The following is an 18,737-nucleotide window of genomic DNA, read 5'->3' on the forward strand; positions in this document are numbered from 1 at the left end:
CTCCGCCCATAAGGACTGACTCCCCATGACGGACCCGCACGACATGGCCACGCCCGCGCCCCGCATACCGCGGACCGACGAGACGGCCGCCCAGGCCGGCGGCGACGCGGCCCGGCCCCTGCCGCTCGGTGAGCTGTTCGCCGCGCAGGCCGCCCGCACCCCGTCGGCGCCCGCGCTGACCGACGGGCCGCGGACCTGGTCGTACCGCGAACTGGCTGCGAGGGCAGACCTGTTGGCGGACCACCTCCGGGGGCTCGGAGCGGGTCCCGACCGGTCGGTCGCGCTCGTACTGCCCCGCTCCACGGAACTGGTCGCGGCGGAGCTGGCCGTGGCGCGGGCGGGCGCCGCCTTCCTGCCGGTCGACCCCGACTACCCGGCCGAACGGCGTGCCCTCATGCTGGCCGACGCCCGGCCCGCCGTGATCCTCGACGACCTGGACCGGATTCGCGACGTCATGGCCGGCACACCGGGCCTCTCGGCGTCGCAACTCCCCGATGCGGACGCCGATCACGCCGCCTACGTGATCTACACGTCCGGTTCCAGCGGGAGGCCCAAGGGTGTGACGGTCACCCACCGGGGCATCGCGGGCTTCGCCGCCGCAGCGGCGGAGCGGTACGCCGTGGGTCCGGGCGACCGGGTCCTGCAGTTCTCCTCGCCGAGCTTCGACGCCTCCGTCCTGGAGCTGTTCATCTCGCTCCTGACCGGCGCCACCCTCGTCGTGCCGCCGCACGGGCCGTGGCTGGGCGACGAACTCGCCTCCGTCCTGGACGAGCACCGCATCACCCACGCCCTGATCCCGCCCGCCGCGCTCGCCACCCTGCCCGACCCGGCGGCGGACGGCGCGGGACGGAGTCTGCGCACGCTGATCGTGGGCGCCGAGGCCTGCCCGGCGGCCCTGGTCGACCGCTGGGCCCCGGGGCGGCGCATGATCAACTCGTACGGGCCGACCGAGGCGACCATCGTCACCTCGTGGACCGGCGCGCTCCGTGCCGGCGACGGCACCCCCACCATCGGCGCCCCGCTGCCGGGCCTGCGGGCGTACGTGCTGGACGAGACCATGCGGCCCGTGCCGCCCGGCGCCGACGGCGAACTCTTCGTCGGCGGCGACGCGTTGGCCCGCGGCTACCTCGGCCGCCCGGGCCTGACCGCCGCGCGCTTCGTCGCCGACCCCTTCGGGCCGCCCGGCTCCCGGCTCTACCGCACCGGCGACCGCACCCGCTGGACCGCCGGCGGCGAGCTGGAGTTCCTCGGCCGCCTCGACCGGCAGGTGAAGGTACGCGGCTTCCGCATCGAACCGGGGGAGATCGAGGCGGCCCTCGCCCGCGAGAGCCTGGTCCGGGACGCCGTCGTAGTGGTGCGCGAGGACGAGCCGGGGCGGCGACGGCTCGTCGGCTACGTCACCCCCGCCGACCCCCGCGAGGCCCCGCAGCCGGCCGGACTGCGCGCGGCGCTCGCGGCCACCCTGCCCGCCCACATGGTCCCCTCCGCCGTCGTCGTCCTGGACGAACTGCCGCTCACCCCGCAGCACAAGATCGACCGGCGTGCCCTGCCCGCCCCCGGCAGCGCGTCCGCCGAGGGCCTCGTCGCGCCGCGCACCCCCGAGGAGCGAGCGCTCGCCGCCGTCTGGGCCGACGTGCTGGGCGTCGACGCCGTCGGCGTGGAGGACGACTTCTTCGACCTGGGCGGCGACTCGATCCTCGCCGCCCGCGTGCTCTCCCGGATCAGGGAGGATCTGGGCGTCCGGCTGTCGGTGCGGGACGTGTTCACCGTCCGCACCGTCGCCGGTCTGGCCCCGCTGCTCGGCGACCCCGCCGCCGCCGCGCCGCCGGACCCGATCCCGCCCGCCCCGCGCGACCGCCCGCTGCCGCTGTCCGGTGCCCAGCGACGCCTGTGGTTCCTGAACGACCTGACCGCCGGCGGCACCGAGTACAACACCGGCGTGGCGCTGCGCCTGCGCGGACCGCTGGACGGCACCGCGCTGCGCCGCGCCCTGGACCGGCTCGCCGCCCGCCACGACTCCTTGCGCACCACCTTCACCACCGTGGACGGGCAGGCCGTGCAGAGAGTGAGCGCCGAAGCCGGGGTGCCGCTGCGCACGGCGGACCTCGGGCACGTTCCGGCGGATGCCCGTGACGAGGCCACCGAACGCCTGCTGACCGAGGAACTGGGCCGCCCCTACGACCTGTCGGCGGGCCCGCTGACCCGCGCCCTGCTCGTCCGCCGCACCGACGACGACCACCTCCTGCTGCTGGCCCAGCACCACATCGTCACCGACGGCTGGTCGGTCGGCGTCCTCACCCGCGACCTGGCCGCGCTCTACCACGCCGAGGTGTCCGCCACCACCGACGAACTGCCCGCGCCCGGCGTGCAGTACCCGGACTTCGCCGCGTGGGAGCGGGGACGGCGCCTCGCGGACGGCGACGCCGAGAGCCTCGCCTACTGGAAGCGGCACCTGGCCGGGATGCAGCAGCTGGAACTGCCCACCGACCGGCCGCGGCCCGCGGTGCGCACCACCGCCGGAGCCGCGCACCGGCACACCCTGCCCGCCGAACTGGTCGCCCGGCTGCGGAACTTGGCGGGAGGCCGCGGCACGACCGTGTTCACCCTGTTCGCCGGTGCGGTGGCCGTCCTGTTCTCCCGGTACTCCGGGCAGCGGGACGTGGCGTTCGGCACCGTCACCAACGGACGCGGCCGCCGGGACCTGGAGGACGTGACCGGCTTCTTCGCCAACACCGTGGTGCTGCGCGGCGAGGTGGACGACGACGCCACCGTGGACCGGTTCGTGGAGAGCGTGCGCGCGACCGTGCTGGACGCCTTCGCCCACGACGGGGTGCCCTTCGACCGGGTGGTGGAGGAACTGGCCCCGCCCCGGGACCCCAGCCGCACGCCCCTCGTACAGGCGCTCGTGGTGCAGCAGACCGCCCCGGCGCACCCGGGACAGGCGGGCGGGCTGCGCGTCGAGGAGCACCCGCTGCCGCGGCCGGCGGCCCGCTTCGACCTGGTCCTGGAGTTCGCGCCGCGCGCCGACGGCGACTTCGAGCTGACCGTCGAGTACAACACCGACCTCTTCGAGGCGCGCACCGTGGCCCGGATGAGCCGGCACCTGCACCGCCTCCTGGAAGGCATGGCGGACGGCCCGCACCGCAGACTGGCCGAACTGCCGCTCCTCTCCGACGAGGAGCGGCGCACCCTCCTCGACACCTGGAACCCGCCGGCACGCGGCGCACAGGACGACGGCGACAGCACGCTGCCCACGCTCTTCGAGGCGCAGGTCGCCGAGACCCCCGACCGGACCGCCGTGGTCTGCGGGCCGGTGCGGCTCGACTACGCCGAGGTCAACCGGCGTGCCAACCGGCTCGCCCGGCTGCTCATCGCCCGCGGCGCCGGCCCGGAGACACTGGTGGCGCTCTGCCTGCCGCGCACCGCCGACCTGCTGCCGGTGCTCTGGGCGGTCCTGAAGTCGGGCGCGGGCTACCTGCCGGTGGACCCGGGCTATCCGGCCGAACGCATCCGCTTCATGCTCGACGACGCCGCCCCCGCCCTCGTCGTGGCCTCCCGGGACACGGCGGCCGTGCTGCCCGAGGCGTACGAGCCGCTGGTCCTGGAGGACTGCGCGGCCGCTGGTACCCCGGGCCCGTCCGACGCGGACGTGACCGACGCCGAGCGGACGCAGCCGCTGGACCCCGACCATCCCGCGTACGTCATCTACACCTCGGGCTCGACCGGCCGCCCCAAGGGAGTCGTGGTCGCGCAGCGCAGCGTGGCCGCCCTCGCCACCTGGGCGGAGCGGGAGTTCGGCAGCCGCGGGCTCGCCCACGTCGTGGCGTCCACCTCGCTCAACTTCGACGTCTCGGTGTTCGAGATGCTGTGCCCGCTGCTGGCCGGCGGCAGCGTGGAGCTGGTCGCCGACCTGCCCGCCCTCGCCGACGCGGCGGGACCGCGGCGCGCCGGACTGGTCAGCGGCGTGCCGTCGGTGGTCTCCCGGATGCTCACCGAGGACGCCGTCGCCGTAGAGGCCGACACCGTCGTACTGGCCGGGGAGGCGCTGCCCGCGCAGACCGTGCGCGACCTGCGGCGCGCCATGCCCGGTGGCGAGGTGGCCAACATCTACGGGCCGACCGAGGCGACCGTCTACGCCACCGCGTGGTTCGCCGGCGACGCCGTGCCGGACCAGGCCCCGCCGATCGGCAGGCCCGTCGCCCGCACCCGCGCCTACGTCCTGGACCGGCTGCTGCGTCCCCAACCCCCCGGCGTGACGGGGGAGTTGTTCCTCGGCGGCGGCGGTCTGGCGCGCGGCTACCTGCGGCGCCCCGGCCTGACCGCCGCCCGGTTCCTCGCCGACCCCTACGGAGCGCCCGGCGACCGGATGTACCGCACCGGCGACCTGGTGCGCTGGACCGCCGACGGTGAACTGGAGTACCTCGGCCGTACCGACCAGCAGGTCAAGGTACGGGGCTTCCGCATCGAACTCGGCGAGGTGGAGGAGGCGTTGCGCACCTGCGAGGGGGTGGCCGAGGCGGCCGCCACCACGCGGGAGAGCGACGGCCACCGGCGCCTGATCGGCTACGTCGTGCCCGCCGCCGGAACGCGCGTGGAACCGGAGGCGGTACGCCGCGCGCTCAGCGCCTTCCTGCCCGACTACATGGTGCCCGCGGCGGTCGTGGTGCTCGGCGCCCTCCCGCTCAACCCCAACGGCAAGCTGGACCGCGCCCGGCTGCCCGACCCGGGCCCCGCCGCGCACACCGCGCGTCACGTCGCGCCCCGCACGCCCACCGAGCGCACCCTGGCCGCGATCTGGGCGGACGTCCTGCACGTCGCACGGGTCGGAGCCGACGACAACTTCTTCGCGCTCGGCGGCGACTCCATCCTCAGCATCCAGGTCGTCGCGCAGGCCAGGCGGGCCGGACTGACGGTGACCTCGCGCGACGTCTACCGCCACCAGACCGTCGCCGCACTGGCCCGGTGCGCGGACGACGCCGGGGTCCGGGCGCCCGCCGCACCCGCCCCCGTCGACGCCACCGGCGCCGCGCCGCTGACACCCATCCAGCACTGGCTCTTCGAAAGTGCGGGCGAACGGGCGGGCCGCTTCGCGCAGACGCTGTCGGTGGAACTTCCCGCCGCCGTCGACACGGCGGCGCTGGAGGGCGCCCTGAACGACCTGGTCGTCCACCACGACGCGCTGCGCTCCCGCTTCCGCACCGACCCCGGCGAGACGGGCGTCCGCTGGCACATCGACGAGAAGACCCCCCGGCTGGGCCTGGCGCACCACACCGGCCCCGACACCGACACCCCGCACCTGGGCCCCTTCGACCTGGCCAACGGCCCCCTGCTGCGTGCCGTGCTGCACGAGCGGGGCGCCGGCCGGCCCCGGGTCCTGCATCTGGCCGTCCACCACCTGGTCGTCGACGGCATCTCCTGGCGCGTGCTGCTGGAGGACCTCGACCGGGCCTACCGCGCCCGGCGCGAGGGCCGCGACGGCGCGGCGGAACTCCCCGAGAAGTCCTCGGCGCTGCGGCACTGGTCCCGGCGCCTGGCCGCGCTCGTCGCCGACGGCGGCTTCGACGACGAGAAGGCGTACTGGGCCCGGCCGGTCACGGACGACGAGACGGCCCTGCCCACGGACATGGAGGGCGCCGGCACCTACGCCACGGCGCGCTCGGTGAGCGTGCGCCTCACGCCCGAGGACACCGCGGTCCTGCTGCGCACCCTCCCGGAGACCTACCGCACCCAGGCCAACGACGTGCTGCTGAGCGCCCTGGGCCGCACCCTGTGCGCGTGGACCGGGCGCGACCGGGTGGTCGTGGACGTGGAGGGGCACGGCCGCGAGGAACTGTTCGCCGACGTCGACACCAGCCGTACCGTCGGCTGGTTCACCACCCGCCACCCCGTCGCGCTGACCGTGCCCCGGGACGCGGACTGGGACACCGTGCTCAAGGGCGTGAAGGAAGAGCTCCGCGCGGTCCCGCGGCACGGCATCGGCCACGGCGTCCTGCGGCACCTGGCCGCGCCCGGTTCGCTGCCCACGGCACCCGCGGCGCAGATCAGCTTCAACTACCTGGGCAGGTTCGGGCTGCCCGACGGGCCGCCGGACGGCCTCTACCAGGCACCGTTCCGCCCCCTGGAACTGGACGCCGACCCGCTGGCCGCCCGCCCGCACCCGTTGGAGGTCGTGGGACAACTGGACCGCGACGCGTTGGAGTTCACCTGGTTCTACTCCGAGGAGCTGCACCGGGAGGAGACCGTCGCGGACCTCGCCGCGCGTTTCGCCGACGCGCTGGCGGGCCTCGCCCGGCACGCCGCCCGGCCCGGCACCGGCGGACGCACCCCCTCGGACTTCCCGCTGGCACGGCTCGACCAGCACGCCGTGGACCGCGTCGTCGGGGACGACCCCGGCGCCGTGGAGGACGTCCACCCGCTCACCCCGACGCAGGCCGGCATGCTCTTCCACGGCCTCTCCCAGGACGAGCGCGGCGCCTACTTCCAGCAGCTGACCTTCGTCCTCGACGGGACACCCGACCCCGACGCGCTCGCGGCGGCCTGGCAGCGGGTCGGGGACCGCACCCCCGTGCTGCGCGCCCACGTCGTGTGGCAGGACGTGCCCGAACCGCTGCTGGTGGTCCGGCGCCACGCGACGGTGCCGGTCACGCACGAGGACTGGCGAGAGGTCCCGGCATCCGAACGCGATTCCAGGCTGCGGGAGTTGCTCGACCGCGACCGTGAACGCGGCATCGACCTCGGGCGGGCCCCGCTCCAGCGCCTGGTGCTCGTCCGCCTCACCGACGACAGCGTGCGGGTGGTGTGGTCCTTCCACCACCTGATCCTGGACGGCTGGAGCCTGTTCCAGGTCCTGTCGGACGTCTTCGCCTGCCACGCGCTGCCCGCCGGGGACACCGGCACGGCCGCCGACGCCGCCCTGCCCGAACGCCGGCCGTTCCGCGACTACGTGGCCTGGCTGGCCGAACAGGACCCCGCCGAGGCCGAACGGCACTGGCGGACCCGCCTGTCCGGCCTGGCCGAGGCCACCGCGCTGCCGTACGACCGCGAACCACGCGAGAGCCACCGCGCGGAGTCCACGCGGGCGGTCCACGTGCACGTCCCCGCGGCCACCAGCCGCGCCCTGGAGGACCTGGCCAGGACGGCGGGCCTGACCCTCAACACCCTGGTGCAGGGCGCCTGGGCGCTGCTGCTGAGCCGGCAGGCGGGCCGCGACGAGGTGGTCTTCGGCACGACCGTCTCCGGGCGGCCCCCGGAGCTGCCCGGCGCCGAGGCCATGACCGGCCTGTTCATCACGACGCTGCCCACCCGCGTCACGGCACCGCGCGAGGAGACCCTCCTGGCCTGGCTGAGCCGCCTCCAGCAGGACCAGAGCGAGGACCGGCGCTTCGACCACATGCCGCTCACCCGCCTGCGGGGGTTCACCGAACTCCCGGAACGGGTCGCCCTGTTCGACAGCATCGTGGTCTTCGAGAACTACCCGGTCGACGACGGCCTGGCCGCCGCGCACGGCCTGCGGCTGAGCGACCTGCACGGCATCGAGACCACCAACTACCCGCTGAGCCTCGTGGCCTACCCCGGCGCGGAACTCGGCCTGCGCCTCGGCTACGACCCGGAGCTGTTCGACACCGGCACCGTGGAACGGCTGGCCGAGTACCTCACCGTCCTGCTCCAGGGCATGGCCGAGGGACCCCAACGACCCGCCGCCCGCCTGCCGTTGCTCACGCCCGAGCGCCGCGAACAGGTCGTCCACGCGTGGAACGACACGGCCACCGGGGCACCGGACGCCACGGTCGCGGACCTGTTCGCCGCGCAGGTGCGCCGCACGCCCGACGCCGTCGCCCTGGAGGCCGGCGCCGAGCACCTCACGTACCGGGAACTGGACGAGCGGGCCGGCGCGTTGGCCGCCCGCCTGACCGCCCTCGGCGTGCGCGCCGAGGTCCCGGTGGGCGTCCTGATGGACCGCTCGGTCACCCTGGTCCTCGCCCAGCTCGCCCTCGCCCGCACCGGAGGTGTGTACGTCCCGCTGGACGGCCGGGCGCCCGCGGAGCGACTGCGCGGGATGCTCACGGAGGCGGGCGCCCGCCTGCTGCTCACCGACGCGGCCTGGGAGGACACGGCCCGGACCGTGCACACCGGGGGAGACGTCGTACGCCTGGACGCGGCCGGGCGGCCCGGGGGAGACGCCGCACCCGCGGACGGACCCGGTCACGCCGACGGCGACGCGCCCGGGGCCGCACCCGCTCCCGGCGCCGAAGTGCACCCGGACAACGTCCAGTACGTGATGTTCACCTCCGGCTCCACCGGCGTGCCGAAGGGGGTCGCGGTGCGTCAGCGGGACGTCGCCGCGCTGGCCCTGGACCGCGCCTTCGCCGGGCACGACCGCGTGCTCGTGCACTCCCCGCACGCCTTCGACGCGTCCACCTACGAGCTGTGGGTCCCGCTGCTGCGCGGCGGGACCGCCGTCCTGGCACCGCCCGCGGACCTGGACGCCGCCGTCGTACGCCGGGCGATCACCGAGCAGGACGTGCGGTGCCTGTGGCTCACCGCCGGCCTGTTCCGCCTCCTCGCGCAGGAGGACCCCACGTGCCTGCGCGGCGCGCGCGAGGTGTGGACCGGCGGCGAGGCCGTACCCGGCGCGGTGGTGCGCCGTGTCCTGGACGCCTGCCCCGGCCTGACCGTCGTCGACGGCTACGGACCCACCGAGACCACCACCTTCGCCACCCGCCGCGTCTTCCGCGTCGGCGACCCGATGCCCCCGGTGCTGCCCATCGGTCGCCCCCTGGACAACACCCGCGTCTACGTCCTCGACGACGCGCTCCAGCCGCAACCGCCCGGCATCCCGGGCGAGTTGTACATCGCCGGCGCCGGAGTGGCCCGCGGTTACGCGGGGCGGCCCGGCGCGACCGCCGCAAGCTATCCCGCGGACCCGTTCGGGCCGCCCGGCAGCCGCATGTACCGCACCGGCGACATCGTGCGGTGGAGCGCCGACGGCGAACTGCACTTCGTGGGCCGCGCGGACGACCAGATCAAGATCCGCGGCTTCCGTGTCGAGCCCGCCGAGATCGAGGCCCGCCTCACCGCCCACCCGGGCGTCGCCGAGGCGGTCGTCTCGGTGTACGAGGAGGCCGGGCGCAAACGGCTGGCCGCCCACCTCGTACCCGCCCCGTCGGCGGCCGTGCCGACGGCCACCGAACTGCGCGCCCACCTCTCCGCCGGGCTGCCCGACTACATGCTGCCCGCCGCCTTCGTCACCGTGGCGGAGCTGCCCCTGACGGCCAACGGCAAGGTCGACCGGCGGCGGCTGCCCGCACCCGACTGGTCGGCGGCCGGCGACGCCGCCTACCGCGCGCCGCGCACCGAGGCCGAGCGGATCCTCGCCGAGATCTGGGCCGACCTGCTCGGAGTCGAACGCGTCGGCGCCGACGACAACTTCTTCATGCTGGGCGGCGATTCGATCCTCAGCATCCAGGTCGTCTCCCGCGCCCGCGCCGCGGGCCTCGCGCTGACCCCCCGCGACCTGTTCCGGCACCCCACCGTCGCCGCGCTCGCCGCGGCCACCGGCACCGCGGCGCCCGTCGCCGGGACCGGCCCGGTGAGCGGGGAGGTCGCGCTCACGCCCGTCCAGCACTGGTTCCTCGACGCGACGCCGCACCGCCCGGAGTTCTTCGACCAGTCCGTCGTGATCGAGACGGCCGACGTCGACCCGGACGCGCTGCGCCGCGCGCTGACCGCCCTGTGGACCCACCACGACGCCCTGCGCTCCCGCTTCGCCCGCGGTGACGACGGGTCCTGGGACCAGACCTGCGTCCCGCCGGACGCCGAGGTGCCGGAGCTGCTGCGGGTCTGCGACCTCGGCGGTCCGGGCGCGGCGGCGGCCCGGGAGACCGAGCAGCGCGTCACGGCCGAGGCGCACGCCGGCTTCCGCCTGGACACCGGTCCGCTCCTCACCGCGCGCCTGTTCACCGGCGTACAGGGCACCGGGTCGCGCACGGACGCGGACGCGGACACGGGTACGGACACCGGTACCCGCACCGACCGGCTCCTGCTCGTCGCGCACCACCTGATCGTGGACGGGGTCTCCTGGCGCGTCCTCCTGGAGGACCTGGAGACCGCCTACCGGCAGGCGCGCGCCGGGGAGCCGGTGCGCCTTCCGTCCCGCACCACGTCCGTACGGGAGTGGACGCGGCGGTTGCGCGCACACACCGAGGCGGGCGGCTTCGCGGCGCAGCGGGCCCACTGGGAGGCGGTGGCGCGGCACTGCGCGGCCCCGCTCCCGGTGGACGCCGAGGGCGGCAACACGATGGCCGACGTGCGTTCGGTGACCGTGCGGCTCGACCGGCGGCGCACCGACGACCTGCTGCGGAAGGTGCCCGGCGTCTACCGCACCCGCATCGACGACGTCCTGCTGACCGCGCTCGCCCGCGTGCTGGCCGGATGGACCGGACGGAGCACCGTCGCCGTCGAGCTGGAGGGCCACGGCCGCGAGGACCAGCTCTTCGACGACGTCGACCTGTCCCGGACGGTCGGCTGGTTCACCACGCTCTTCCCGGTCGCCCTCGACGTGCCGGACGGGGACTGGGGCACCGCCCTCAAATCCGTCAAGGAACAGCTGCGGGCCGTGCCGGAACGCGGCCTCGGCCACGGCGCCCTGCGCTGGATCGAGCGGGACGCGGCACTCGCCGCGGGACCGATGCCCGGCGTCAGCTTCAACTACCTCGGCCGGTTCGACTGGTCCGCCGACGAGGGCGTACTCGTGCGCTCCGTGCCCGGCGGCCTGGACGGCGCCGAGGCCCCCGAGCAGGTCCGGCCGCACCTGCTCGACGTGATCGCCCGGGTCGAGGACGACCGGCTGGAGGTGACCTGGCACTACAGCGCCGCGGTGCACCACCGGGACACGGTGGAGGGACTCGCGGAGGGCATGCTGCGGGCGCTCGGCGACCTGGTCGCGCACTGCTCCGGCCCCGGCGCGGGCGGACGCACGCCCTCGGACTTCCCGCTGGCCGACGTGGACCAGGCCGCCGTGGACCGGGTCGTCGGCGACGGCCGCACCGTCGCCGACCTCTGCCCGCTGACGCCGATGCAGGCGGGCATGCTGTTCCACAGCCTCCTGGACGCGGACGCCCGGACCTACGTCAACCAGGTGCAGCTGACGCTCTCCGGCGTCCGCGACGCGCACGCCTTCGCCGAGGCGTGGCAGCGGACGGCCGACGCCAACCCGATGCTGCGCACCCGGCTGGTGTGGCAGGAGACGGCCGTACCGCTCCAGGTCGTGCAGCACCGCGCCGAGGTGCCCGTCACCCACCACGACTGGTCCGGATGGCCGGCCGAGCGGTGCGAACGCGAACTCGACCGGATGCTGGAGGAGGACCGGCAGGCCGGCGTCGACCTGGCCGCCGCGCCCCTGATGCGGCTCGTGCTGATCCGGCTCTCGCCCGACCGGGTGCGGATGGTGTGGACCTTCCACCACATCCTGCTCGACGGCTGGAGCGCCGCCCAGGTGTTCGACGAGGTGTGCGAGCGGTACGCGGCACTGGCGACCGGCCGCCGCCCGGAGGTCCCGGACCGCGCGCCGTTCGCCGACTACCTGGGCTGGCTGGCCCGGCAGGACACCGGACGCGCGGAGGTGTACTGGCGCGAGGCGCTGGCCGGCTTCACCGTCCCCACCGAGCTGCCGCGCGACCGGCGGCCCACCGGGGCCCACGCGGCCTCGTCCTCGGGGTCGGTGCGGGTGACGCTCGACGCGGAGGTGTCGGCACGGCTGCGGGAGACCGCGCAGCGCGCCGGGCTCACCGTCAACACCGTGCTCCAGGGCGCCTGGGCGCTGCTGCTGTCCCGCTACGGCGGAGGCGACGACGTGGTGTTCGGGACGACCGTGTCCGGCCGCCCGGCCGAGCTGCCCGGCGTGACCTCCATGGTCGGCGTGTTCATCAACACGCTGCCCACCCGGGCGCGCGTCGACGGACGGCGGCCGCTACTGGAGTGGCTGCGCGAACTCCAGGCCGCCCAGTCGGAGTCCCGGCGCCACGACTTCGTCTCGCTCGCCCAGCTCCAGACCTGGAGCGAGGTGCCCGGTGGGACCACGCTGTTCGACAGCATCGTCGTCTTCGAGAACTACCCCTTCGACGGCGACGCCCTGGCCCGGCACGGGCTGGCCATGGAGCAGGAACGCGACCTGGAGCCGACCAACTACCCGCTCAGCGTGGTGGTCGCCCCCGGTGACACCCTCGCCGTGGCCCTCGACTACGACCCCGAGGCATTCGACCCCGCGACGGTGGAGGGGCTCGGCGCGAGCCTGCGCACCCTTCTGACGGAGATGGCCACCGACCCCGGCCGCCGCCTCGCCGACCTGCCGCTGATCGCGCCCGAGCAGGGCCGCCGGCTCGTCGAGCGCCTGGGCGGACCGCTCGTGCGGGCGCCGCGGCGGACCCTGCCCGAGGTGTTCCAGGAGCAGGCGGCGCGCACTCCCGACGCCCCGGCCGTGCTGGCGGGCGCCGAGTGCCTCAGTTACCGGCAGCTCAACGAACGCGCCAACCGGCTGGCCCGGCGGCTCATCGAGGCGGGCGCGGGCCCCGAGCGGTTCGTCGCGCTGGCCCTGCCGCGCACCGCCGACCTGATCGTGGCCCTCCTCGCGGTGCTCAAGAGCGGCGCGGCCTACCTGCCCGTCGATCCGGGATATCCGGCCGAGCGCATCGCCTTCCTCTTCGACGACGTACGCCCCGACGCGGTGGTCACCGGCGCCGAGACATCGGGACGGCTGCCCGACGGCCCGTTCACGCGGATCTCTGTCGACGATCCCGCGAGCGGCGCGCCCACGGCCGCCGTGTCCGCCGCCGACGTCCGCGACGACGAACGGCGCACGCCCCTGCTGCCCGGCCACCCCGCGTACGTCATCCACACCTCGGGCTCGACGGGCCGCCCCAAGGGGGTCGTCGTCGCCCACGAGTCTGTGGTGGCGCTGACCGACTGGGCCGCCGCCGAGTTCACCGGCCGCGGGCTCTCCCACGTCGTGGCCTCGACCTCGCTCAACTTCGACGTGTCCGTGTTCGAGATCCTCTCCCCGCTGCTCGCCGGCGGCTGCGTCGAGGTCGTCCGCGACCTGCTGGCGCTCGCCGAGCGCGACCGGCCGTGGACCGCGGGACTGCTCAGCGCCGTCCCCTCCGCCCTCGGCCGGCTGCTGGCGGAGGACACCGTCGACGTCACGGCCGACACGGTCGTGCTCGCCGGCGAGGCCCTGCCCGTCCACACCGTCCAGCAGGTGCGGACGGCGGTGCCCGGCTGCCGGGTGATGAACATCTACGGCCCCACCGAGGCCACCGTCTACGCCACGGCCTGGACCTGCGACCCGGCGGAACCCGACCGGGTCCCGGCGATCGGCAGGCCCGTCGGCGGCGCCCGCGCCTACGTCCTGGACGCGCACCTGCGCCCGGTGCCGGCCGGAGCCCCCGGCGAGCTGTACCTCGCCGGGACGGGGGTGGCCCGCGGCTACCTGGGACGGCCCGGACTGACCGCGTCCCGCTTCCTCGCAGACCCGTACGGCCCGCCCGGCGGCCGCATGTACCGCACCGGGGACCTGGTCCGCTGGACCGCGCGCGGTGACCTCGTGTACCTCGGCCGCACGGACGACCAGGTGAAGGTGCGCGGCTTCCGCATCGAACTCGGCGAGGTGGAGGCGGCGCTGGCCCGGCACCCGCTGGTGTCCGCGGCCGCCGCGAAGGTCGTGGAGCACGACGGCCACCGGCGCCTGGTGGGCTACGCCGTCCCGGCCGGCGCCGAGGTCCCCGAACCGGCCGCGCTGCGCGACTTCCTCGCCCGCACGCTCCCCGACCACCTGGTCCCGGCGGCCGTGGTGCCACTGGGCGAGCTGCCGCTCGGGGCCACCGGCAAGCTGGACCGCAGGGCGCTGCCCGACCCCGTGTGGGCCGCCCCCGCCTCCGTCGACGCCCGCCCGCCGAGCACCGCCACCGAGAAGACGCTCGCCGCGATCTGGTCCGAGGTGCTCGGCGTGCCCGAAGTGAGCGCGCGGGACAACTACTTCGCGCTCGGCGGCGACTCCATCCTCGGCATCCAGATCGTCTCCGCCGCCCGCCGGGCCGGACTCGCGCTGACCCCGCGGCACCTGTTCCTCCACCAGACCGTCGCCGAACTGGCCGCGGCCGCCGAGGAGATGCCCGCCGGCGCCGCCACCGCCGAGCAGGGACCCGTCGTGGGCGAGGCGCCACTCACCCCGGTGCAGCACTGGCTGCTCGACACCCTCACCGGCGATCCGGCGCACTTCTCGCAGACGGTCTCCTTCCACCTCGCCGACGACCCCGACGAGACGGTGCTGCGGGACGCCCTGACCGCCGTCCTCGACCACCACGACGCGCTGCGCCTGCGGTTCGAGCGGTCCGGCGACGGGCGCTGGCGCCAGTACGGCACGGCGCCCGGCACCCCCGCGTGGCTGGAGACACACGAACTGCCCGACGGCGCCGACACCGACGCGGCGCTGCGCGAGCACGCCCGGCGGCTGGGCGGCGGGTTCGACCTGGCGGCCGGTCCGCTGCTGCGGGGCGCGCTGTGCCGCCCCGCCGACGGCCGGCGGCCGGTCCTGCTGCTGAGCGCCCACCACCTCGTGGTGGACGCGGTCTCGTGGCGGGTGATCCTGGAGGACCTGGAGAACGCGTACCGGGCCCTGTCGGCCGGTGACCGGCCCCGGCTCGGCCCGAAGACCACCTCCTACCGCGCGTGGGCGACGCGGCTCGCCGAACACACCGCGGCCGGCGGCTTCGACGACGAACTCGTCCACTGGCAGGCGCTGGAGGCCGATCCGGACCTGCCGGCCGACCTGTCCGGGGCGAACACCGTCGCCTGCGAGGAGACCGTGACGGCCGGGCTGGACGACGAGGAGACCCGGCGCCTGCTCCAGGACGTGCCCGAGGTCTACCGCACCCGGGTGGACGAGGTGCTGCTGTGCGCTCTGGGCCGGGTCCTGACCCGCTGGACGGGCCGCGACCGGGTGACGGTGGCGCTGGAGGGCCACGGCCGGGAGGACGTGCTCGACGACGTCGACCTCGCCCGCACCGTCGGCTGGTTCACCACCATGTTCCCCGTCGCCCTCGACGTCCCCCGGGACGCCGACACCGGCACCGCGCTCAAGGCCGTCAAGGAGGGACTGCGGTCGCTGCCCCGCCGCGGACTGGGCTACGGAGCCCTGCGCCACCTCCACCCCACGGCCGGCGACCGACTGCCCGGACTGCCGCAGGTCGGCTTCAACTACCTCGGCCGCCAGGACCGCACCACCTCCCCGGGAGGCCTGCTGCACGCCCCCTACGGCGGACTGGAGGGCGGCATGGACGCCTCCGCGCGACGGCCCCACCTCCTCGACGTACTGGGCCAAGTCACCGACGGAAAAATGGAGTTCACCTGGTCGTACTCGCGCGAGGTGCACCGGCGCGACACCGTCGCCCGGCTCGCCGCCGAGCTGACCGGCGAACTGCGCGCCATCGTGCGGCACTGCGCCCGGCCCGACGCCGGCGGCCGCACCCCCGCCGACTTCCCGCTGGCCCCGCTCGACCAGGCGGGCGTCGACCGCCTGGTGGGCACCGGCCGCGACATCGTCGACGTCTACCCGCTCACGCCCACCCAGACCGGCATGGTCGTCCACGCCATGGACGAACCCGGCGAGGGGCTGTACGTCGAGCAGATCACGTTCGTGGTGGACGGCGTCCGCGACGTCCGTGCCCTGGCGGCCGCCTGGCAGCACGTCGTGGACCGCACCCCGGTGCTGCGCAGCGCCGTGGTCCTCGACGGGGTGCCCGTACCGCTGCAGACCGTGCACCGCGACGTCACCCTGCCGGTCACCGAGCACGACTGGAGCCACTGGCCGCCCGCCCGGCGCGAGGCGGAACTGGAGCGGCTGCTGGCCGAGGACAAGGCGCGCGGCCTCGCCCTGGACTGCGTTCCGCTGCTGCGCGTCGCGCTCATCCGGCTCGGCCCCGACGAGGTGCGCGTGGTGTGGACCTTCCACCACGTGCTGCTGGACGGGTGGAGCGTCTTCCACGTGCTGTCCGACGTCATGGCCTGCCACGCCGCCCTCGCCCGGGGCGAGGAGCCGCGGCTCCCGGAGCGCAGGCCGTTCGCGGACTACGCCGCCTGGCTCGCCGCCCGCGACGCGGCCGAGGCCGAGAACCACTGGCGCAAGGCCCTCGCGGACCTCACCGCTCCCACCCCCCTGCCCTACGACCGGCGGCCCGCGCGCGGCGCGGCGGCCCGTTCCGGCACCTGGCTGTCGCAGCGGCTCGAACCCGACGGCACGCGGCGGCTGCTGGACGTCGCCCGCCGCCACCGCCTCACCCTCAACACCCTGGTGCAGGGCGCCTGGGCACTCCTGCTGTCGCGGTGGAGCGGGGAACGCGAGGTGTGCTTCGGCACCACCGTCTCCGGGCGGCCCGCCGACCTGCCCGGCGCCGACACGATCACCGGGCTGTTCATCACCACCCTGCCCGCCCGGGTCACCGTCGACGGCGACGCGCCCTGCGACGCGTGGCTGCGCGAGATGCAGACCGCCCGCGCCGAGGACCGCCGCTTCGACCACACCCCGCTGACCGATCTCCAGGACTTCAGCGGAGTGCCCGGCGGGACCTCGTTGTTCGACAGCCTGCTGGTCTTCGAGAACTACCCGGTGGGCGACGGCACCGCGGGCGCCCACGGAGTGCGGGTACGCGACCTCGACGCGCGCGAGGCCACCAACTACCCGCTCACCGTGGTGATCTCGCCCGGTGACGAGCTGGGCGTCGAACTCGGCTACGACCCGCGGTACTTCGAGGAGAGCACGGCACGCGCCCTCGCCGCCCGGCTGCTCCACACGCTGCGCGCCCTGGCCGAGTCCGCGGACACCGCCCGCCTCGACGACGTCGACGTACTGCCGCCCGAGGAACGGGCACGGCTGCTCGACCCGCCCGCGCGCCCGCAGTCGCCGCCGGCGACCCCGGCCACGCTGCCGGACCTCGTCGAGGCCGGCGTGGACCGCGACCCGGCCGCGCCCGCGCTGAGCGCACCGGGACTGGAGCTGACGTTCGCGGAGGTCGAGGCACGGGCGAACCGCCTGGCGCACCGCCTCGTCGCCCGTGGCGCGGGTCCGGGCGGCATCGTCGCCCTCGTCCTGCCGCGCTCCGCGGAGATGGTCCTCGCCCAGCTCGCGGTCGCCAAGACCGGCGCGGCGTTCCTGCCCGTCGACCCCGGCTACCCCGCCGAACGCGTCGCGCTGATGCTGCGCGACGCCGCACCCGCCCTCACCCTCGACGCCCCGGAGGTCACCGCCCTGCTGGCGGCGCCACCGGACGGCACGCCCGACCACCGGCCCACCGACGCCGACCGCACCCGCCCGCTCGACCTCGACGACCCCGCGTACGTCATCTACACCTCGGGCTCCACCGGCACCCCCAAGGGCGTCGTCGTCACCCACCGGGGCCTGGCCGGCTTCAGCGCCGCCGAGGCCGAGCACTACCAGGTGAGCCCCGGCGACCGCGTCCTGGCCTTCGCCACCCCCAGCTTCGACGCCTCGGTCCTGGAACTGTGCATGTCGCTGCCGAACGGCGCCCGCCTCGTCGTACCGCCCCCGGGTCCGCTGCTCGGCGCCGAGCTCGCCGGCGTCCTGCGCGACGCACGCATCACCCACACCCTGCTGCCCCCGGCCGCGCTGGCCACCCTGCCGCCGGGCACCCCCGGCACGCTGCCCGACCTGCGCACACTCACCGTCGGAGCGGACGCCTGCGGCGCCGAGCTGGTCGCCCGCTGGGCACCCCACCAACGGATGGTCAACTCCTACGGGCCCACCGAGGCCACCGTCGTCGCCACCTGGTCGGCCCCGCTGGAGCCGGACGGCGCCGCGCCCCCCATCGGCCGCGCCCTGCCGTCCACCCGGGCCTACGTCCTGGACGCGCGGCTGCGCCCGGTGCCCGACGGCGTCGCGGGCGAACTGTGGCTCGGCGGCCCGGCCCTGGCCCGCGGCTACCTCAACCGGCCCGGCCTGACCGCGGCCCGGTTCACCGCCGACCCGTTCGGCCCGCCCGGCACCCGGATGTACCGCACCGGGGACCTGGTGCGCCGCGACGCCCGCGGTGAGCTGCACTACCTGGGCCGCACGGACCACCAGCTCAAGCTGCGCGGCCACCGCATCGAGGCGGGCGAGGTCGAACAGACCCTGGCACGCCATCCGGCCGTGCTGGACGCCGTGGTGAGCGTCCGGGAGGACGAACCGGGGCTGCCGCGCCTCGTGGCCCATCTGCTCGCCGCACCCGGCTGCGAGCCGCCCACGCCCGCCGACCTGCGGGCCTCGGCCGCCCGCACCCTCCCCGGGCACATGGTCCCCTCGGCGTACGTGGTGCTGGACCGCTTCCCGCTCACCGAGAACGGCAAGACCGACCGCGCCGCCCTGCCCGCACCCGAGCCGGGCACGGAGGAGACGCCCGGGCGCGTCGCCCTGCGCACCCCCACGGAGGAGGCGCTGGCCGCCATCTGGGAGGAGACCCTGCACACGGCCGTCGGCGCGGAGGACGACTACTTCGCCCTGGGCGGCGACTCCCTGCGCGCCCTGCTCATCGCCTCCCGCGCCAACGACGCCTTCGGGGTGGCCCTCACACCCCGCGACGTGCTGGTCACCCGCACCGTCGCCGGCCTGGCGGACCTGGTGGAGGAACAGGTGCTGAGCGAACTCGAGGACGCCCTGCGCGGCGACAGCGACCACGACGAAGAACGGTGAG

The 18,737-nt window shown here is 75.7% G+C and carries 1 protein-coding gene; it reads left to right on the forward strand.

Annotation, left to right across the window (positions count from 1 at the left end):
• The first annotated feature begins 25 nt into the window (after positions 1-25).
• The gene (locus tag ACZ4VA_RS13925; RefSeq protein ID WP_468081369.1) at positions 26-18,736 is read left to right on the forward strand and encodes a non-ribosomal peptide synthetase; all 18,711 of its coding nucleotides are present in this window, start codon (positions 26-28) and stop codon (positions 18,734-18,736) included.
• Position 18,737: the final 1 nt, after the last annotated feature.

It is taken from the genome of Streptomyces sp. NPDC028308 (genome assembly GCF_055565855.1).

Coding starts and splice junctions, on each gene's coding strand:
- ACZ4VA_RS13925 (WP_468081369.1), top strand. CDS start 26: ATGACGGACCCGCACGACATGGCCACGCCCGCGCCCCGCATACCGCGG.